This is a genomic window from Streptomyces sp. NPDC054813, from assembly GCF_053611365.1.
In genome coordinates this window covers 260,748-280,193 of sequence record NZ_JBSHAF010000003.1, presented here as the reverse complement: position 1 = coordinate 280,193, position 19,446 = coordinate 260,748, and the positions used below count along the sequence as shown (strand labels likewise).

General features: G+C 67.6%; 15 protein-coding genes and 2 pseudogenes. 3 read left to right on the top strand and 14 right to left on the bottom strand.

The window, feature by feature from the left end:
• Positions 1–263: 263 nt before the first annotated feature.
• The 7 genes and pseudogenes from ACWGJB_RS07365 to ACWGJB_RS07335 form a co-directional block, all read right to left on the bottom strand.
• A complete protein-coding gene (locus ACWGJB_RS07365; protein WP_453379267.1) occupies positions 264–800 on the bottom strand; it encodes a hypothetical protein in 537 nt (178 codons plus the stop codon).
• A gap of 357 nt (positions 801–1,157) precedes the next feature.
• Positions 1,158–1,703, bottom strand: coding sequence for an SMI1/KNR4 family protein (locus ACWGJB_RS07360; RefSeq protein ID WP_453379266.1), 546 nt, complete (start codon positions 1,701–1,703; stop codon positions 1,158–1,160).
• Positions 1,700–2,107, bottom strand: a pseudogene (locus tag ACWGJB_RS07355) (DNA/RNA non-specific endonuclease); the annotation flags it as partial. The gene ACWGJB_RS07360 and the pseudogene ACWGJB_RS07355, both read right to left, overlap by 4 nt.
• 69 nt (positions 2,108–2,176) lie before the next feature.
• A pseudogene (locus ACWGJB_RS07350) lies at positions 2,177–6,314 on the bottom strand (RHS repeat-associated core domain-containing protein); the annotation flags it as partial.
• A 51-nt stretch (positions 6,315–6,365) separates the two neighbouring features.
• The gene (locus tag ACWGJB_RS07345) at positions 6,366–6,578 is read right to left on the bottom strand and encodes a bacteriocin immunity protein (protein ID WP_453379265.1); all 213 of its coding nucleotides are present in this window, start codon (positions 6,576–6,578) and stop codon (positions 6,366–6,368) included.
• A 162-nt stretch (positions 6,579–6,740) separates the two neighbouring features.
• On the bottom strand, positions 6,741–7,199 hold the full coding sequence (locus ACWGJB_RS07340) for a hypothetical protein (RefSeq protein ID WP_453379264.1): 459 nt from the start codon (positions 7,197–7,199) through the stop codon (positions 6,741–6,743).
• A 13-nt stretch (positions 7,200–7,212) separates the two neighbouring features.
• Complete coding sequence (locus ACWGJB_RS07335) at positions 7,213–7,860, bottom strand: hypothetical protein (protein WP_453379263.1); 648 nt, start codon at positions 7,858–7,860, stop codon at positions 7,213–7,215.
• Positions 7,861–7,940: 80 nt separating this feature from the next.
• On the opposite strand from ACWGJB_RS07335, the gene ACWGJB_RS07330 reads away from it, so the two are divergent.
• A complete protein-coding gene (locus ACWGJB_RS07330) occupies positions 7,941–8,285 on the top strand; it encodes a hypothetical protein (protein ID WP_453379262.1) in 345 nt (114 codons plus the stop codon).
• 33 nt (positions 8,286–8,318) lie between these two features.
• On the opposite strand, the gene ACWGJB_RS07325 is transcribed toward ACWGJB_RS07330, so the two are convergent.
• Positions 8,319–8,798, bottom strand: coding sequence for a hypothetical protein (locus tag ACWGJB_RS07325; protein ID WP_453379465.1), 480 nt, complete (start codon positions 8,796–8,798; stop codon positions 8,319–8,321).
• A gap of 286 nt (positions 8,799–9,084) precedes the next feature.
• Here ACWGJB_RS07325 and ACWGJB_RS07320 point away from each other — a divergent pair, with 286 nt between their 5' ends.
• Both ACWGJB_RS07320 and ACWGJB_RS07315 read left to right on the top strand, forming a co-directional pair.
• Positions 9,085–9,621, top strand: a complete 537-nt coding sequence (locus ACWGJB_RS07320; RefSeq protein WP_453379261.1) for a hypothetical protein — start codon at positions 9,085–9,087, stop codon at positions 9,619–9,621.
• Positions 9,622–9,768: 147 nt separating this feature from the next.
• Positions 9,769–10,611 carry an FkbM family methyltransferase gene (locus ACWGJB_RS07315; RefSeq protein ID WP_453379260.1) on the top strand — a complete coding sequence of 281 codons (843 nt, stop codon included), beginning with the start codon at positions 9,769–9,771 and terminating at the stop codon, positions 10,609–10,611.
• Between the two features lie 362 nt (positions 10,612–10,973).
• Here ACWGJB_RS07315 and ACWGJB_RS07310 read toward each other — a convergent pair whose 3' ends face one another.
• The 6 genes from ACWGJB_RS07310 to ACWGJB_RS07285 form a co-directional block, all read right to left on the bottom strand.
• Positions 10,974–13,511, bottom strand: coding sequence for a glycosyl hydrolase 115 family protein (locus tag ACWGJB_RS07310; RefSeq protein WP_453379259.1), 2,538 nt, complete (start codon positions 13,509–13,511; stop codon positions 10,974–10,976).
• 206 nt (positions 13,512–13,717) lie between these two features.
• A complete protein-coding gene (tuf, locus tag ACWGJB_RS07305; protein WP_351693772.1) occupies positions 13,718–14,911 on the bottom strand; it encodes an elongation factor Tu in 1,194 nt (397 codons plus the stop codon).
• 156 nt (positions 14,912–15,067) lie between these two features.
• Positions 15,068–17,194 (bottom strand): elongation factor G, encoded by a 2,127-nt coding sequence (fusA, locus tag ACWGJB_RS07300; protein ID WP_352223089.1) that lies wholly within the window; start codon positions 17,192–17,194, stop codon positions 15,068–15,070.
• 39 nt (positions 17,195–17,233) lie between these two features.
• Positions 17,234–17,704 (bottom strand): 30S ribosomal protein S7, encoded by a 471-nt coding sequence (rpsG, locus tag ACWGJB_RS07295; RefSeq protein WP_007384059.1) that lies wholly within the window; start codon positions 17,702–17,704, stop codon positions 17,234–17,236.
• Positions 17,705–17,706: 2 nt separating this feature from the next.
• Entirely contained in the window at positions 17,707–18,078 is a 372-nt protein-coding gene (rpsL, locus tag ACWGJB_RS07290) for a 30S ribosomal protein S12 (protein WP_003948652.1), read from the bottom strand.
• Between the two features lie 486 nt (positions 18,079–18,564).
• Entirely contained in the window at positions 18,565–18,666 is a 102-nt protein-coding gene (locus ACWGJB_RS07285; RefSeq protein ID WP_453379258.1) for an Lsr2 family DNA-binding protein, read from the bottom strand.
• Between the last annotated feature and the right edge of the window lie 780 nt (positions 18,667–19,446).

Genomic DNA, 19,446 nt, shown 5'->3' with positions numbered 1-19,446 from the left:
GGCGCCTGATCGGTGCCGCACTCCACTTCCCGAAAGATTCCCGTACGTCCGCCCCAGTGCTGCCGTAGTGGCAGTTAGGACGACGAGTACTGTGGGACTCGCTTCCGGTCCTCCCGGCGGGAGGCGCGCAGCATCAACACTCGACCGAGCAACTCCGACAGTCTGCCATACGGGACACGGGGCTGGCCAATCGAGCGGGAGAGAATACCCCCAGGGTGACGTAGGTCAAACACGAGGTCGACCCGGGCGCCCGCCGACTCCCGTCACGACCAGTCCTCTTCCTCGCCGTCCTCGGCGTCGGCGTCCGGGTCGTCTTCGCGCACCACGACCACGAGCTGGACCGGCGCGTCGGTGTCACTGTGCTTCACCCCGGCCAGTACAGCCTTGTCCGCGACCGTCCACGCACGATGGTCGACGAAGTCCTCGCCGCCGGTCAGGTCCCGGTCGGACTCCCGGAGCCGGGGCCCGAGGGCTCCTGAGGTCAGCTGCGCGACGACGGCCGGCAGCTCGGCCAGGGCAACGTCGTACAGCTCTTCGACGTAGGTGTCCGGGTCCGGCCGCTCGTCCTCGACGTCGCGGTGCCAGAGAGTGAACTGCACCTCCACGGGCGCGTCCCCCTGCACCCAGGCGCTCGCACCGTCGCGCCGCCAGGTGGTCGCCCGCGCCTTCGCGGGATTCCTGCGCTCCCCCGCCCACCCCGCACCGGCGAGCACCGCCTCGACGGCCTGTCCGGTGAGCCCGTCGACATCGGCCAGCCGACTCAGTTCAGCGCTCACGTCGACCATGCCTTCCGCACTCATGCGGCCTTCCTGCAACCTGCCGGGGGAGCCTTGTCCGGCGTGCGGCCGGAGCCGGGGCACCGTTGAAGGTTGCGGGTGTCGTTGCGAGAGTCGCTCCGGCGAGGTCGCCTCTTGGAGGTCGGTGGATGGACGCGGGGCACGACAACAGGTGGTCGGTGGTGGGCAGGGAGATCCTGCGCGGCGAGGTCGAGGTGAGGGCCGCTCGCTGCCCGCACTGCGACGCTCAGGCCCTGACGTGCCGGGAAGTGGGCAGCCGCACGGGCAGGACGGGGTACGCGGACGTGCGGTGCGGGGACTGCGGGCATGGCATCTACATCGTGCGCGCCTTCGGGCAGGACGGTTATCCCGCCCCGCCTTTCATCGGCGACGAAGGGCGCTCGGATCCGGGTCCGGAGTGAAGACCGGGTGCGGATGCGGAAAGTCACTGGGAAACACATCCAACCGCGTCGTCCCGGACAGGATGGCCACAAGGAATTCCACGATTCCGCCTTCGAAGTGCGGCCACTTTGTGTTGCGGGCTCCGTTCGCGGTCACAGTCCACGCGTTCGGATCGCCTTCGGGACTGGTAATCCAATAGATCGTGTCACCATTGTCGGTTTTTCCAGCCGCCAGTAGGTCATCGATCGCGTACGGGACTTTCTTCTGCAGACTCTCAGGCATTTGCTCCAGGAGTTCAGCCGCACGTTCAGCTGCGTCGACGAGGCGCGTCGGGTAGAACCGGGAACTCGGATGCAAGATGGTCATGAATTGATCGAAGGATCCGGACCCGTACCGCTCCGCCAGCCATTTGTAGTCGTCGGGCAGCGAGATCCCCAGCTCGTCCTCGACTCGCTCCCAGTCGATGTCCGTCGCTACGTCCGCCGGAGGCGGCACCAGTCGCAGCAACTCTTCTCGTGCGGTCACAGCAGCTCCGTCTCTCCGAGTCCGAACATACCGGCAGGGTTCTCCAGTTCTTCGTCGAGGGTGAACCCTTTATCCCCCCGGGCGTGGAACGTCAGTTTATGGGGTGCCACGTCGCCCGGTTCAGGATAGTGGGCTCGAACCTCGTACCTGACGGTCTCGCCGGCGTCCACCGCGTCATAGATCTTTTGCTCGATCTGATCTCGCATGATCGGGGTATTGGTGGGGTCCTGAGTCAGAGTCACCAGGTTCTCCTCCAGATCCCCCCTTCCTCCCAGGCGATCCGCCAGCAGATGCCCGCGGCCTTCATTGAATTTCGTACCGTGCCCGCTCCATCCGGACGGGTGGACATCCTGAGCCGCGGAGGTTCCGGTGTCGAGCATGTCCTTCGAGATCACGGCATTGACTCCGGTCGCCCGCCCGTCGGCATCCAACGGCAGATAGTGGACGTTCCCGTTGTGTGCGTATACGCCGTTGCACGGTCCCAGGCCGAGTGGGTCGACCCATCGCCACGGGTTGTGGACATAGGTGACCGGGTTGAAGGCGAACTCGAGGCCTACCGGGTCCTGAGAGGCGTACCGGCCGGTTTCCGGGTCGTAGTACCGGTGAAAGTTGTAGTGGAAGCCCGTCTCCGGGTCGTGGTACTGCCCGGGGAAGCGCAGTGGTGTGAACGCGGTGCTGTCGGCGGCCTGGGCCGTGACACCCCACGTCGTCCTCCTCGATCGCCACGAGACCGTGCCGGCCTCGTCCACGAGTTCGGTGGGAGCACCGATGATGTCGGTGACGATGGCGAAGAACCGGGAGTCGATGTCCTCACGGGTCGCCGTGTCGGTGATGCGTTCCGTCTGCGCGAGCGGGCGCAGACCATCGTGGTCCCAGGTCAGGGTGACGGGGTGCGGCAGGTCGTCGGCGACCGTGGTCTGCTCGGTCAGGATCTCGCCGTCCCAGACGAATCGCGTGACCTCGACCGGCGTCACGCCGTCGGCCGCGCACTTCGTCTTCGACATCCGGCGTCCCATGGGGTCGTAGGCGTACCGCCAGACCGTCCCGTCCGGTGTGGTGACGGAGGTCAGCCGGTCCTCGGCATCCCATGCGTAGGACCAGACATCCGCCTTGCGTGACAGGAGGCGCTTGCGCCTGGCGATCACCCGCCCGGCCCCGTCGAACTCGTACCGCACCGGGCCCGCGCCATGGTGCGGCCACGTCGCTTCGACCTGGTTGCCGGCCTCGTCGTAGGCGTAGGACTCGACCCAGTCATGTGCACGCACGCCGGTGACGCGCCCGGCGGTGTCGAGGTCGATCGAGGTCGGCCCGGTCAGCGTGTCCGCCATACCCACCAGGTAGCCGTCGGGGCGGTACGAGTAGGCGCGCTGCTCCACTGTCTCGCCTGCCGCCGACAGCCTCTGGCCGACGAGGCGACCCGCCGGATCCCAGCTGTGTTCCAGCAGCAGTGAGTCGCCGATGAGGCGCGATGTCTCGCGTCCCGCCGCGTTGTGGGCGAAGTCGAGGCGGTGCCCCGAGGTGGTCAGTGACGTGGTCCGTCCTGCCGCGTCGAGCGTGTACTCGGCCACCGCGCCGGCCGGTGTGGTGCGTACGCTGCGGCGTCCCCGGGCGTCGTAACGGAAAGCGAGCGTACGGCCGTTGATCGTCTCGGCGGTGACGCGTCCTGCGCGGTCCCGGTGCCGGACCATCTCGCAGCCCGGGCCCAGGGCTCGGCTCAGCAGGCCGTTGGCGTCGTACGCGTACGAGGTGACCGTGCCGGCGGCGTCCTTCGCGACGGTCCGGCCGACCGCGTCCAGGCTGTAGCGGACGGTCTGCCCGAGTGGGTTGGTGCGGGCGACGAGCCGGCCTGCGGCGTCCCGGACGTAGGTGACCCGACGGTCCTCGAAGTCCTTCTCACCGATCAGCCGGCCTGCCGCGTCATAGGTGTACTCCCAGGTCAGCCCTCTTGGGTCGGTGACCGTGGTCAGGTTTCGGGTCGGTACGCGCGCTCAACAGGTCGAAATGCGTGTACTCGTACGTCGTGACACCGCCGCCCGCGTCCACGTGACGGGTGCAGTTGCCCTCTCCGTCGTACTCCCACGTTTCGGCCGCCCCGTCCGGGCCGACCCTCCTGGCGAGCTTTCCCTCAGGCGTCCATCGATAGCGGGTGACCCTTCCCTCCGGGTCCGTGACGCTGCGGACCCGGCCGAAGGCGTCGTACGCCTTCGTCACCCGGTTGCCCAGCGGGTCCGCCAACTCGACGCACAGTCCGCTCGGGTTGTTCGTCAGCCGTGTCCTGGAGCCCAACGCGTCGACGACACCCACGAGAGCACCCGTGTCGTCGTACTCGTAGCGCGTCGTGGCGCCGAGGGGATCGGTGACCGCGACGCAGTTGCCGCGACTGTCGTACTCCCTCGCGAGCGATGCACCGCCCGGCAGCACGACGGTCGCCAGCTGTCCTCTGTCGGTGTAGGAGTAGTGCGTCGTCGCCCCGTCCGGACGGGTGGCGGCGGTGAGCCGGCCGTCGGGTCCGTGGGTGAAGCGTGTCGAGTGCCCCAGGGCGTCCGTCCACGTCACCAGCTGCTGGCCGCTGCCGTACTCGTTGACCGTCACACCACCGCATGCGTCGATCTCGGCCTCGATCAGGAACCGCTCGTCGACCACGAAGCGGGTGACCGCTCCTTCGGAGTCGGTGTAGGTCGTGATGCGCTTTCCGGGCCAGGCGTCGTCGGTGCCGTCGTAGTCGAGGACGGCCGTCAGGTGCCCGGCTTCGCCGCCTTGCGCCACGCACCGGTCCCGCTCGTCGTACGCGTAGGTGTAGGTGCTTCCGTTGGTGTCCGTCCACGAAGTGACGCGCAGTCTGTCGTCGTAGCCGTACCGCAGCGGCAGGGCGGACGAGTTGACGACCTCGGTGAGATCGCCGTCCGTGTAGCCGTACCGCATGACCTCGGTGTCCGTGCCGTCCTCGGCCGCGCCCACCAGGTGGAGCGCCGTCACGCGCCGGCCTTCGGTCGTGATTCTCACGTGGTAGCCACCCGTGTGCCGGATGGCGGCCGGCGCCCCGTCGGGGGCGTAGTCGAACTCGACGGCGTTGCCGTGGCGGTCCGCTATCCGCAGCAGAGGGCAGAGCCCGTCGGCGGGCCTGCCGAAGTGGCGGGTCAGGCCGGACGCGGGATCCTGCACCCGGTACCCACCGCCGTCGAGACGGCGGAGGGGCCAGCGGGGCCCGGTCGCCGGCAACGTCGGGGTGTCGGGATCGGCGGGATGCGCGTACGCCAGCAGCCGGCCGTCCTCGGTGACGAAGACGACGCCTTGCTCGTCGATCTCCAGGCGCTGGTCGATCGTGGATGCCCAGGACGGCCCGAACCACCAGCCTGTCCGGTATCCGGACGCCACCTGCCGGGACAGACCCAGCGGCAGGGTTCCGGGGAGATTCAGATCCGTCTGCGTGAGGAACATCCAGCCGGTCGCCATGTCGATAGGGTCGCCACAGCCCCGGATCCGCGACTTCAGGCGGCCGAGCGCGTCCTTCCCACCGGTGAGGGCGTCGTCGAGCATCCGGCGCCCGCTCTTGCCCAGCCCGCGGACGGCGAGGCTCATGGCCTTCATGCCGCCGCGGAGGTTCTTCATCTCCTTCAGCCCCTTGGCGAGCTTGCCGAGGCTGGTGATGCCCTTGCCGCCGGGTATGCAGTCCAGCGCCGCGAACGCCACATCCCATAGAGACGCTTGGCCCTTGGAGTATTTGTAGAGCGTGTCGGCGAGCACGACGAGGGCGGCGACGAGGACGATCGCGCCGAGGATCGGCCCGCCGATGATCATCGCGATGATCCCGACGACCGCGACGACGACCTTGCAGACGGTGACGATGGTGTCCCAGTTGCCCTCGAACCAGTGACCCACGTCCTGCCACCAGTGCCGGTTCGGAATCCCCGCGTCGGACGCCTCGTCGATCTTCCGCTTCGCCTCACCCGCCGCGTCGTCCCGCATCTTCCGGGCGTCCTCGGCCATCTTCTTCGCCGCGTCGAGGGCGTTCTGCGCGCTGGTGACGTCCGACTGCGCCTTGGTGTGCGCGGACTTGGCGCTCTGCACGTCCCGGGTGGCGGCCCGCACCTTCGCCTCGTCCGGCTTGTCACCGTCCGACTTGCTGCCGGTGGGATCGTCCTTGTACTTGTCCGCTTCCTTGCCGGCCCGGGTCACCCACGAATCGGCCGAGGACAGCCGGGACTTGGCGGAGGAGAGGTCGCTCTGGGCTTCCTTCGCCTTGACCAGGGCCTTGTCGGCCAGGGCCTGCGCGCGCTCCAGCTTGGGCCAGTAGTCCGCGAGCGCGTCGCCGCGCAGTTCGTACGACTTCTTCAGCTTCTTCAGGTTCTTCGGGACGTCCTTGAACTGCTCCTTGAACACCTCCGCCGACTTGCCCGCCCACTGGAGAAGGGTGTCCTCGCCGGCCATGCCCTTGACCAGGCGCAGGGCGTCGGAGACATCGTCGGCGAAGTCATGCAACTGCTTCGCGAGGGAACGGACACGCTGCGGGTCACCCGGGGTGGGGTCCCTGTCGAGGTCGAGTGGATGCCAGTCCGCCGGCCGATAACCCGCAACCCCCGTCGCGTACGCCCCGTCAACAAGCCTGTGCACACGCGAACTTACAAGGAACGGCCGTTCGAGGTGAGGCCCAGCGGGACAGGCTCACAACGCGATCGGACGGTAGGCCAGAGCCTGGTCCACCACTTCCTCAGCCGTGAGCTCCGGGTCCGAGTAGTAGATCAAGTCGCTCACCCGGGGATGCAGGACACTCTGCTTCAGTCCCTCCAGCAGCGCGTCATGTTCCCGCTCGGGGAGGCGCGCGTCCATGATCTGCTGAACCAGCCGAATGAGCTCGTCACGCGTTTTCGAAGGCACGTAAGCATCCTCTCGGCTCAGCCGAAGTGTTCGGCGAAGTCGCTGTGTTCAGTCCTGGCCGTCTGTTCGCGAACTTCTTGCGGAGAGGGATGCGGACCCCGGCGGTGGTGGTACGAGTCGTAGCAGCTCTTCGTGTGCGGTGGTCGTCACTGCTCCATCCGTTCACCGGTGGCTGCGGCCGCGCAAGGTCCGCCAGCCGTCTTCGATCGCGTCCGGGGAGCGCAGCCAGCAGTACTCCAGCTTGTCGCGCACCGTGACGTACCTGCGCCGGCGCTTGAACCACGGTGGCAGGTCCCGGTACGGCACGAAGGCCAGCGTGTCCCTGATCGGGTGCTCGGCGACGCCGCCGAGGCCTTCGGCGCGCAAGGCCTCGAACAGTTCCGGAGTCAGCCGTCGGTTGAGCCGTGCCGCGTGCCCGGCCGCGACGAAGGCGTTCGTTCGCTGGAGTCCGTCCCGGAACCCCATCACCTTGACGATCCGGGGCGACGCCGCCTCCAGCGGGCAGTGGAACGCCAGCCCGATCACCGCCGTGCCGAGATGGTCCTCGCCGCGCTCGAACGCGGCATCCCACTCTTCAGGATCGTCGAGCCCCAGCAGGCCTTCGCCGCTCTCCCAGTCCAAGGAGCCGGCCCGCTCAGTCCGCGAAGCGGAACGTCGACGTGATCGCGTCGAAGATGTCGAAGAAGGAGTCGGCGAGGTCGAGGACCTGGCTGCTGCCGGCGACCAGGGCGACCTTGCCCTCCTGGCCGGGGACCGGGATGAACGTCTGCATCAGGACCGCGCGGATCGTGCGGTTGAGGCTGTCCTCGGGGACCGGGATGTCCTCGATGCCGTACGTCCGGGCGGCCGGGCCCACGCCGGGGATGTCGACGGTCGTCACCTTGCGCCAGGAGTCGCCCTCCCGGTTCGCCTCCTTCGGCGCGAGCTGGGCGGCGATGGCCGCCGGGTCGTTGGAGAGCGGCGCCCCCTCGCGCGTCCGGCCGCCGACCAGCGACACCGTGACCGAACCCGTGATCGGGGTGTCGCCGCCGAAGCTCTCCGCCATGCAGCCGCAGTACATCGCGCCCGACTTCCACGCGTCGGCCGCGGACTTGCGCAGGAAGCCGACGTACGTGTCCCGGTACTGGGCCAGTTCCGGGTGCTGGGCCACCCGCTCGTTCACCATCCGCCGGATCGAGTCGTCCCGCGACTCCGGCCGGACGTCGAACTCCCACCACGACTCGGGCACCTTGATCCGGAATCCGCCGCGCTCGATGGTGAGCGTTTCTATGTAGCGGGCCATGGTGTACGTCGTCCCCCGTCTGATGGTGTGATGTACGGTGCGGGCCCAGACTACGAGACACGCGAACGGGGGACGGTCACGTGGGCAAAGGCAAGAGCGATCTCGCGATACCGCTGAGCGAGCTGGAGGACTACGGCCGTCAGCTGCGCTCCATCAAGGAACGTCTGAACCACACCAAGAAGATGTTCGAGTCCTTCAAAGACGACGTCGGCAGCGGCACGGTCTACGACGCCCTTGACGACTTCGAGTCCAACTGGCACGACGGCCGCGAGGACATCACCAAGCAGATCGACTCGCTCGCCGACATGTCCGACACCGTCGTCCGCGAGTTCAAGAAGCTGGACGACGACCTCGCGAAGAAGGCGAAGGACGCGGTACGGCCGGAGGAGCAGCAGCAGGGTGGCGGCGGGCCGAAGGCGGAGTAGTACGCGCTCAGCCGGGACCGGTCGCCCGGCCGGTCATTCCCCGGGGTCCACGTTCCAGGTCTGCGGCAGTTCGCCGCCGCAGAAGACGCAGGCGAAGTCGGACTCGCGGACGATGTTGCGCTCCGCGCAGCGCGGGCAACGCCGGAACACCACCTCGTGCATGAAGCGGGCGGGGTGGCCGAGCGGGATGCCGTCGAGTGCGCGGGCGACCGCGGGCCACGACGTGACGTCGGGGCAGTAGCCCGTCGACTGGTTCCTGACCTCGCCGACCAGCCGGTGCCCTGCCTCGCGTACGAAGGTGATCTCCCCGGCGCCCAGTACCGCCCCTCCCCCCGGACAGGCCACGTGCTCGCTACGGCGGGGAGCCAGCCGTATCCGGCCGTCGAGGCCGACGACGTAGGTGAACGGCTCGGCCAGCTCCGTCGGCGACTGTCGTCCGGCCCACGAGTCGAAGTCGGCGGCGGATGCGATACCTGCCCCGGTGCCGGTGGGCCGCGTCACCGCGGCGGCCAGCTCGGCGGGGCCGACATAGCGGTAGCTCCGCTCCGGCGGGCTCGTGAGCGACTCCTCCAGGCCGCTGTCGCCCACGCGCAGCGGCGTCCGTCTCACGCGACTGCTCACGGCCGCTCGCAGCGGAGCAACTACGGGCGTGGAGGCTGCGGTCGGAGGACGCGGCGCAGGACGGACGCCGTCGGCCAGCCCGTAGGGCGCTCCATCCGGTTTTGTTAGACCGCCGTCCCGTCGGCGGGTTACCGTACGGACACGTCGTGTTGCCCACGGTCACCCGAGGGGGAGCCCTGTGTCATCGCCCTGCGATCCCGAGTACGCCCCCGCCGGTGACGTGGGTGCGGCGCTCATGATGATCGACTCCCGGCTCAGGTCCATCTACGACGGCAAGGCCGGGATCGACCCCGAACAGCAGGAGCTGATCGACCAGTTCACCGCGTCGATGGGGCCAACGGGCGTCGACGACCTGGTGGAGGGCGCGTGCACCCTCATCTACATGTACATGCAGTGGCTGCGGATGGCGTACGAGGACCACGACAGGGACGTGATCGAGTACGTGGTGCCCAGCTTCGTGGCGTCGACCCGCATGATGCGCAAGAGCGTCCGCCCCGAGGTCATCCCCACCATGACCGGCCTGCTGGTGGCGGCCGGCACCGGCCTGAGCCCCAGCCTGTGGCGCAGACAGTACGGGGACTGGACCAAGGACGAGATGAACGCCCTGGAGGCTACGGCCGTGCTGCTCGCGGAGCATATCAACCGGCTCACCGACGACCAGGACTTCGCCACCCGGCTGATCACCGAGGCCCTGACCCGCTCGAGCGAAGAATGACCCACCTCAGGAGAAAGGAAAGGTGAATTCCAAGTTATTCGGAATGGTTGCCGGATGAAATAGCCGCTCGCATGCGCCTGTGACCAGCCCTTACGGAATATTTTCGGACCCTGTGACAATTCCTGGCCCTGGCTTTACCATCGCCCAATGCGCATTTCCGAGGTCGAAGCAGCCAATGCCCGCATGCTGGCCCACGCACCATCGGTCCGGCCCGTGGCCACCGGCGACATCATCCGCGTGCACCGCAAGAAGTTCCCGTACCGCGGCTACGTCGAGATCGACTCGCCGTACTGTCCGCCGTTCGTGATGTTCTGCGTGAACGACGATGCGGTCGCCATGGACACCCTGTGGAACGGGAAGTTCGGCTACGAGCCCGGCACCCTCGCCACCTGGTCCCGGCTGGCGGCGCGGAGCGCGACGATCGCGGACGTCGGCGCCCATGTCGGCTACTTCTCGATGATCGCCGCGCACGCCGCCCCGAAGGCGAAGGTGCACTCCTTCGAGCCGGTCGACCAGATCCACTCGAGGCTGTCCGTGAACGTCCGCTCGAACGGCGTCCAGAACGTCAAGCTCCACCAGGCCGGCGTCTCCAGCGAGCCCGGCTGGGCTGACATCAGTGTCCGGTTCTCCGGGAACCTGCTGTCCACCGGTTCGACCCTGGAGGGCGCTGCACCCGACGCCCAGCTCAAGCGCATCCAGCTCGTCACCCTCGACGAGGTGTTCGCCGACACCAAGCTGGACCTCGTCAAGATCGACGTGGAGGGCCACGAGATGTCGGTGCTGCGCGGAGCCCGGCAGGTGCTGCGGCGCGACCGGCCCACGCTGGTGATGGAGGCCCTGGTCGACGCCGACCTCGACGACCTCATCGCCCAGTTCGAACCCCTCGGCTACGACGTCCACTGGATCGCCGAGCACGACGGTTCGCTGGTGCACTGGAAGGCACCCCGACCGCCGCACACCCGGAACCTGCTCTTCGCACCGCAGGCCTGAGCGCCGCGGGCCTGAGGCTGTCCCCACCCCCGGCCCACCCGTCTGCCGGATGGTCGTAGCTCCTCGGCGTCCGGCACCGTGAGGAGCGGAAACGCCAGTCGCGTGTGGGTGGAAGGACGCCATCGTGCGAAACGCCGTCGGGACCGCAGCTCTTCTCCTCGCCCTCGCCGTGCCGGCCATGGGGGCGGCACCGGACACCAGCGCCGCCACCGGTCTGTGGCGCATGGACGGGTACGGGACCATCCTCGCCGTCGACGGCCGAGGGGCGCAGGAGTACCAGACGACCGCCGTCAGCTGCCTGAAGGGGTACTTCGCCAAGGCGACCGCGAAACCGGGGACGTACGACGTCGAGGGCGCCGTGCTCACCGTGCGGCCCGCCCCCGACGGGGAACACGCCCGGTTCGGCGCCGACGTCGCGGTGGGGCACCGGCAGCTGCGCCGGACCGGCTCCCTGCCGGCCGCCTGCACCCGGCCGCCCGCGACCCGCTCACCGTCAGCGATCCCGAGGACCGGCCGGCCGGTGCCCGTGACCAGTCCACCCGCACCTCCACCCGGACCTGCCGCGTAACCCGGCCCCGCGGACGATCCACCACCAGCCAGGGCACCGACGTCCGCACCCGGTAGTCGAAGGGGGTACGGCCCCGGTTGAACACCTCGACGTACTGCTGCGGCCGGGTCTGGTACGGGCTGAACGACGGCAGATCCAACGAGTCCCCGTCCGGGTCTCCGTCCCCGTCCACCGACACCCCGAGCCCCGCCGCCTCCGGCACCTCGATCCGCCGTACCGCCGGGAAGAGGACGTCCGGCAGGGCCACGTTGTCCTTCTCCGGCTGCTGCCAGGGCGCGTTGGGGCCGTACCGGTCCACGTCCCCGTAGTCGACGTGCGGCTGGCTCTGGAAGCCCCGCCATTTGCCGCCCGCCACACCGGAGTTGAAACGCTCGGCCAGGGCGAAGTCGCGCAGCAGGCCCTGTTCCGCCTCCGCCGCTCGGTCGTTGGCCGCCGCCCTGCCCTCGCGCGCGTAACGCAGGTTCGTGAACTCGGCCTGCCGCAGCGCGTAGAGGTTGGCGGTCGCCGTCACCTCGTACCCGACCAGTTCGAACCACGCGTCCCGTACCGCCGCCGGCAGCCGGCGCTCGATCCGCGTCGCCCTTCTCCCCAGCTCCCGCCACTCCTCCGTCACCCGCTCCAACTCACGGTGCTCGAAGGAGAAGGGCGTCTGCTGATCGTCGTACAGCACCTGGCCGTCGTCCGCGAGCGTGATCCGGCGGTTCAGCAGCTCCGGCTTGCGGCGCGCCTGCAACTGGCCGTACAACGCGAGCAGTTCGCCGACCTCCCGGGCCGCCGCCTCGCCGAAGTTCTGGCGTGCGTATCCCCGTTCCCATGCACCGAGTCGGTCGATGTCCCAGCGTTCCGGATTCCAGGCGTAGTCGAGGAAGAACTGGGTCGGCAGTTCGTTGCCCTTCAGGTCGCCCACGTTGGCCACCCACAGGCCGTGGTTGCCGTAGGCGTGCGCCTGGTGGAGCTGGTCCCAGACGTTGCGCAGGTTGGCCGTGTCGACCCACTTGTAGTTGCGGCCGGCACCGACGTAGTCGAAGTGGTAGTACAGGCCGTATCCGCCGCTCCGGGGCTCCGCCGGGGAGGGGTGTCTGCGGATGTTGCCCCAGTTGTCGTCCGTCAGGACCACGGTGACGTCGTCGGGAGCCCGTAGCCCCCGGTCCCAGTAGCGCTGGACCTCCTTGTAGAGCGTCCACACCTGGGGGGTCTCGGCGGCCGGCCGCCCCGTCACCTCCTCGATGATCTGCCGCTGCGCCGCGATGATCTCCTGCATCAGCTCGATGCCGTCGCCGTCGGGAAGGCCGGTGTCGCCGTTGCCGCGCATGCCGAGGGTGACCACGCCCTCGAAGCCCTGGTCCACCATGCGCTGGATGCCGGCCCGCCAGTACGCCCTGATCGCCGTCGGGTTGCGCAGGTACGACCACTCGCCCGTGCCCCCGTAGGGGTCGGTGCCGTTGGCCGCGTGGCGGTTCCACTCCTCGATCCCCCGCATCATCGGGGCCTCGTGAGACGTGCCCATGACAACACCGTACGCGGAGGCCCTGCGGTGGTTCTCCGGGTCGTCCTCCGCGAACGCCCGCCCCCACACCGCCGGCCAGAGGTAGTTGCCCTTCAGCCGGAGCAGCACCTCGAAGACGCGGGCATAGAAGTCCCCGTTGAAGCCGCCGGGATAGCCGGGGGCCTTGCCGGGTCCGAACCAGGCCGGGGCCCAGGTCCCGAGCGCCGGGTTCTCGTCGTTGACGAAGAAGCCGCGGTACTTCACCGCCGGCGTGCCCTGGGTGTGGCGGCCCGGCAGCACCCACACCCGGTCGCGGTGGACCGGCGGCACGTCGTCCCACCAGTACCAGGGCGAGACCCCGATGCCGCAGGAGACGTCGTACGCCCCGAAGATCGTGCCGCGCGGGTCGCTGCCCGCGATGACGAAGGCCTGCTCCACGCCGGGCAGCGGATGCTCGACCACCGTCTGGAGCGAGGTCTCCCAACGGCCCCGGACCCCCGTCACGTCCAGCCTGCCGGACGCCACCAGGCCGTCGATCAGCGGGCTGCGCCCGATCGTGCCGACGAGCACCACGTGCCGGGCGATCGTCGAGCCCGGCCGGACGCCGGTCACCCGCTCGATGTCGGCACGGAGGTCGCCCGCCACCCGTACGACTCCGGGGTGATCCTCGGCGCTCACCACGACCGGGGCGCCGACCAGCGAGAACGCCCCGCCCGTGAAGGAGATGTACGCCCCGGGGTCCGTCACCCTCGGTTCGCCGTCGCCGCCCGCCCGGGCGAGACCCGACGACAGCACCGGTACGGCGGCGGCACCCGCGCCCAGCACAGCCCTGCGGCTGACAGACATGGCTCACCCCTTCACACGAATTTGGTCAGCGGCATGACAAATAGTGGGGTGAGTGGCTCCCGGGAGCCAGGGGTCGTGCCCGCCGAATAGTTTCGGAGCGACTCGGAACTGCTCGGAGCAACGGGGACAACGGCGAAGGGGCCCGTACGACCGAAGTCGTACGGGCCCCTTCAGATACCTACCGGGTCAGCCCTTGCGGGCCGAGATCACTTGTTGATCTTGGTGACCTGGCCGGCGCCCACCGTGCGACCACCCTCACGGATGGCGAACTTCAGGCCCTCCTCCATGGCGATGGGCTGGATCAGCTCCACCTTCATGTCGGTGTTGTCGCCCGGCATGACCATCTCGGTGCCCTCGGGGAGGGTCACGACGCCGGTCACGTCCGTGGTACGGAAGTAGAACTGCGGGCGGTAGTTGTTGAAGAACGGCGTGTGACGGCCACCCTCGTCCTTGGACAGGATGTACGCGGTCGCCTCGAACTCGGTGTGCGGCGTGACCGAACCCGGCTTGATGATGACCTGGCCGCGCTCGACGTCCTCGCGCTTGATGCCACGGAGGAGCAGACCGACGTTCTCACCGGCCTGGCCCTCGTCGAGCAGCTTGCGGAACATCTCGATGCCGGTGACCGTGGTGGTGGTCTTCTCGGTCTTGATGCCGATGATGTCGACAGTCTCGTTGACCTTGAGGACACCACGCTCGATACGACCGGTGACGACGGTGCCACGACCGGTGATCGTGAAGACGTCCTCGATCGGCATCAGGAACGGCTTGTCGACGTCACGCTCGGGCTCCGGGATGGACTCGTCCACGGCCTTCATCAGGTCGAGGACGGACTGCGTCCACTCGGCGTCGCCCTCGAGGGCCTTGAGCGCGGAGACCTTGACGACCGGCAGGTCGTCGCCCGGGAACTCGTACTCGGAGAGGAGCTCACGGACCTCGAGCTCGACGAGCTCCAGGATCTCCTCGTCGTCCACCATGTCGGCCTTGTTCAGGGCGACGACGATGTACGGCACGCCGACCTGGCGGGCCAGGAGCACGTGCTCCTTGGTCTGCGGCATCGGACCGTCGGTGGCGGCGACGACGAGGATCGCGCCGTCCATCTGCGCGGCACCGGTGATCATGTTCTTGATGTAGTCCGCGTGACCGGGGCAGTCGACGTGGGCGTAGTGACGGGTCTCCGTCTGGTACTCGACGTGCGCGATGGAGATGGTGATACCGCGCTGACGCTCCTCGGGCGCCTTGTCGATGTTGTCGAACGCGGTGGCCTCGTTCAGGTCCGGGTACGCGTCGTGCAGCACCTTGGTAATGGCGGCCGTGAGGGTCGTCTTACCGTGGTCGATGTGACCGATGGTGCCGATGTTGACGTGCGGCTTAGTCCGCTCGAACTTCGCCTTCGCCACTGGGGTCCTCCTGGGAGTGGTTCTGTACGCCTTGATTCGATCGGCGCCAGGTGATCTTTGCTGTTGGTTCCCGGGCCCCGGGCCATTCCGCCACGAATGCGGAGGAACGGCCCGTGAGGCTCCGGGGTCAAGCCTAAAGCGTCGTAGCGCGGTGCGTTACTCGCCCTTGGCCTTCGCGATGATCTCCTCGGCGACGTTCCGCGGAACCTCGGCGTAGGAGTCGAACTGCATGGAGTAGCTGGCCCGGCCGGACGTCTTGCTGCGCAGGTCGCCGACGTAACCGAACATCTCCGAGAGGGGCACGAGGCCCTTCACGACGCGGGCACCGGCCCGCTCCTCCATGGCCTGGATCTGACCACGGCGGGAGTTGATGTCGCCGATGACCTCACCCATGTAGTCCTCGGGCGTGGTGACCTCGACGGCCATCATCGGCTCAAGGAGCACGGGGGACGCCTTGCGCGCGGCCTCCTTGAAGGCCTGCGAACCGGCGATCTTGAACGCGAGCTCGGAGGAGTCGACCTCGTGGTAGGCACCGTCGAGAAGCGTGACGCGGACGCCCGTCATCTCGTACCCGGCGAGGATGCCGAACTGCATGGCCTCCTGCGCACCGGCGTCCACCGAAGGGATGTACTCCTTCGGGATACGGCCACCGGTCACCTTGTTCACGAACTCGTACGAGGCGTCGCCGCTCTCGATGGGCTCGATCGCGATCTGCACCTTGGCGAACTGACCGGTACCACCGGTCTGCTTCTTGTGGGTGTAGTCCACGCGCTCGACGGCCTTGCGGATCGTCTCGCGGTACGCGACCTGCGGCTTGCCGACGTTGGCCTCGACCTTGAACTCACGGCGCATACGGTCGACCAGCACCTCGAGGTGCAGCTCGCCCATACCACCGATGATGGTCTGGCCGGTCTCCTCGTCCGAGTGGACCTGGAAGGACGGGTCCTCCTCGGCCAGGCGCTGGATCGCGACGCCCAGCTTCTCCTGGTCGCCCTTCGACTTGGGCTCGATGGCGACCTGGATGACCGGCGCCGGGAAGTCCATGGACTCCAGGATCACCGGCTGCTTGTCGTCGCAAAGCGTCTCACCGGTCGTGGTCTGCTTCAGACCCATGACGGCGATGATGTCGCCGGCGCCCACCGACTCGATCTCCTCACGCTTGTTCGCGTGCATGCGGTAGATCTTGCCGATGCGCTCCTTCTTGCCCTTGACGGAGTTCAGCACGGCGGTGCCGGACTCCAGGCGGCCCGAGTAGACCCGGACGAAGGTGAGCTTGCCGAGGTGCGGGTCGCTCATGATCTTGAACGCCAGCGCGGACAGCGGCTCGTCGTCGGACGGCTTGCGCTTGACGACGACCTCGGGGTCCTTGACGTCGTGGCCCTCGATGGCCTCGACGTCGAGCGGGGTCGGCAGGTAGCGCACGACCGCGTCGAGCAGGGGCTGGACACCCTTGTTCTTGAACGCGGTACCGCAGAACACGGGGGTGACCGTGACACCGTCGGACTTGCCGGACGCGATGGTGATACGACGGATCGCGGCGTACAGCTGCTCCTCGGTGGGCTCCTGGCCCTCCAGGAACAGCTCCATGATCTCGTCGTCGTTCTCCGCGACGGCCTCGACCAGCTTGCCGCGGTACTCCTCGGCAGCCTCGGTGTGCGTGGCCGGGATGTCGACGACGTCGTACATCTCGCCCTTCGCCGCCTCGGCGGACCACACGAGCGCCTTCATGCGGACCAGGTCCACAACGCCCTTGAAGTCCATCTCGGCACCGATCGGCAGCTGCATGACGAGCGGCACCGCACCCAGACGGTCCGAGATCATGTCCACACAGCGGTGGAACTCGGCGCCGGTACGGTCCAGCTTGTTCACGAAGCAGATGCGCGGCACGCCGTAGCGGTCGGCCTGACGCCACACCGTCTCGGACTGGGGCTCGACACCGGCGACACCGTCGAACACCGTCACGGCACCGTCGAGGACGCGCAGCGAACGCTCCACCTCGACGGTGAAGTCGACGTGGCCCGGGGTGTCGATGATGTTGATCGTGTAGTCGTTGTCCTCAAGCGGCCAGTGACAGGTGGTGGCAGCAGAGGTGATCGTGATGCCACGCTCCTGCTCCTGCTCCATCCAGTCCATGGTGGCAGCGCCGTCGTGGACCTCACCGATCTTGTACGACACACCGGTGTAGAACAGGATCCGCTCGGTGGTGGTCGTCTTGCCCGCGTCGATGTGGGCCATGATCCCGATGTTGCGGACCCTGGCCAGGTCAAGTGAAGTGGTAGCCATAAGGCTTCAGTCTTCTCTCGGTCTCGATGTGGGTAGCGACTACCAGCGGTAGTGCGCGAAGGCCTTGTTGGACTCGGCCATCTTGTGGGTGTCCTCGCGCTTCTTGACGGCCGCACCAAGGCCGTTCGAAGCGTCGAGAAGCTCGTTGAGCAGACGCTCGGTCATGGTCTTCTCGCGACGGGCGCGGGAGTAGCCGACCAGCCAGCGCAGCGCCAGGGTGTTGGCGCGGCCGGGCTTGACCTCGACCGGCACCTGGTAGGTGGCGCCACCGACACGGCGGGACTTGACCTCAAGCGTGGGCTTGATGTTCTCCAGCGCGCGCTTGAGCGTGATGACCGGGTCGTTGCTGGTCTTCTCGCGCAGGCCCTCCATGGCGCCGTACACGATGCGCTCGGCGGTGGAGCGCTTGCCGTTCAGCAGCACCTTGTTGATGAGCGAGGTGACAAGAGGAGAACCGTAGACCGGGTCGATGATGACCGGGCGCTTCGGGGCAGGGCCCTTACGAGGCATTCTTACTTCTCCTTCTTGGCGCCGTAGCGGCTGCGGGCCTGCTTGCGGTTCTTGACACCCTGGGTGTCAAGCGAGCCGCGGATGATCTTGTAGCGAACACCGGGCAGGTCCTTCACACGGCCGCCGCGCACGAGCACGATGGAGTGCTCCTGCAGGTTGTGTCCCTCACCCGGAATGTAAGCAGTGACCTCGATACCGCTGGTCAGACGCACACGCGCGACCTTACGCAGGGCCGAGTTCGGCTTCTTCGGGGTGGTCGTGAACACACGCGTGCAGACGCCACGACGCTGAGGGGAACCCTCGAGTGCGGGCGTCTTGTTCTTCTCGACCTTGTCCTGCCGGCCCTTACGGACCAGCTGCTGGATCGTAGGCACTACTTCTCCGGTTTCTGTGTGCCGAATGGTGAAGCTAACCTGGAACGTCGCCGACCCACGCGGTCGGGTGTGTCGGATTCCGCGGACTCCTGCCGAACGGCAGAAGGGGGCGCGGATCGCGGTGGCCACTTCGTCACTCCGGTGCGGTTTGAAGGCACGCACGAGGATCAGGGCACACCCCAGGCACAAGGTCTGAGCGTACCCAGCGCAATCACTTCGGTCAAAACAAAAGAAGCGGGACCGGTCGAGGAGGGCCTGAGCTGCGGTTTCGTAACCGCCTTCCGATATACCACGAACACGAACGACACGCGAACGGAAGAGGACACGGGCTGCCGAGGCTTGGTTCGACGCCTGTACAACGCCGATCAGACCTTCTGATCGGCGGGTCACCTCAGCCTGGTGGTGTTCTTCAGCACGGCCGCGGTGGCGTCGGGGTGGTAGCGCACTACGTGATCTTCGAGTCGGGGAATCCGTGGCCGGCGCCGTTCAGGTGCCGTCGACCACGGCCAGGTACTCGGCGACGAGGCCGTTCGGCAGGCGCCCCTTGGAGCTGACCGGCCGTCCGTTCGTCTCGGCCCAACGCCGCACCTGTTCCGGGGAGACATCAGGAGCTGTACGCCAGATGCCGCGAACCGTCAGCGCACCTTCGCTGAATTCGATGTCATTCTCGCAGTTCCCGCTCTCCCAGAGAGCAGGACCGGGTCCGTCTTTCGAAAGGAATTCCGGGATTCACCGACGTGCATCAGAAAGCATGGTCGACCATCTTCACGGCCGAGGCTTCGGCTGGCTTGTTTCTTCGTTTGCGCGAGGAGATGAAAGGTGAGCCGACGTGTCAGCTCCCCGCGGGAGAGCCGACGAGCAGGGAACCGGAGAGTCAGCCGGCGCAGGGCCGCCCCGGTTTCCGACTCCTCGCAGCGAGCCGACAGAACCCCTCCGACCAGCGCGACCTTGCCACGCAGGATGCGCACGAGGTCGAGCGAGTTCCCGGAATCGAGCCACTCGACGGGCACCGGCGTAGGGGCGAAGGCGTGAGTGCCGGCCGGTTCGAGGAGCGAACCGCCGCCGGCGAGGTACCCCCACTGTGGCTTGCCGGCTTTGTCTCAGGCGCTTTCTGATACATGCCGATGAATCCCGGAATTTCGTTCGTCTGTGCCGGCTGGAGAGTCCCACAGCTCACGTAAGTTCGGGATCAGCTGGTCCATATCTACGGGAATCCAAGGGCAGTCGAGAGCTTCGCGGATGGGGTTAATACCCCAGTTTTCACATTGCCTTGGCGGATAAATTCACCACTCAACTGTGCAACGTGATCAATATCGGCCGCCCCGATATGCCGTGTGCGAGTCCGGACACGCCGAAGGGCGGCCACCC

What these genes read in the sequence shown, in the direction of transcription:
- ACWGJB_RS07365 (WP_453379267.1), bottom strand. Translation starts at nt 800, where the DNA reads ATGAGTGCGGAAGGCATGGTCGACGTGAGCGCTGAACTGAGTCGGCTG.
- fusA (WP_352223089.1), bottom strand. Translation starts at nt 17,194, where the DNA reads ATGGCTACCACTTCACTTGACCTGGCCAGGGTCCGCAACATCGGGATC.
- ACWGJB_RS07310 (WP_453379259.1), bottom strand. Translation starts at nt 13,511, where the DNA reads ATGTCTGTCAGCCGCAGGGCTGTGCTGGGCGCGGGTGCCGCCGCCGTA.
- ACWGJB_RS07315 (WP_453379260.1), top strand. Translation starts at nt 9,769, where the DNA reads ATGCGCATTTCCGAGGTCGAAGCAGCCAATGCCCGCATGCTGGCCCAC.
- ACWGJB_RS07335 (WP_453379263.1), bottom strand. Translation starts at nt 7,860, where the DNA reads ATGGCCCGCTACATAGAAACGCTCACCATCGAGCGCGGCGGATTCCGG.
- rpsG (WP_007384059.1), bottom strand. Translation starts at nt 17,704, where the DNA reads ATGCCTCGTAAGGGCCCTGCCCCGAAGCGCCCGGTCATCATCGACCCG.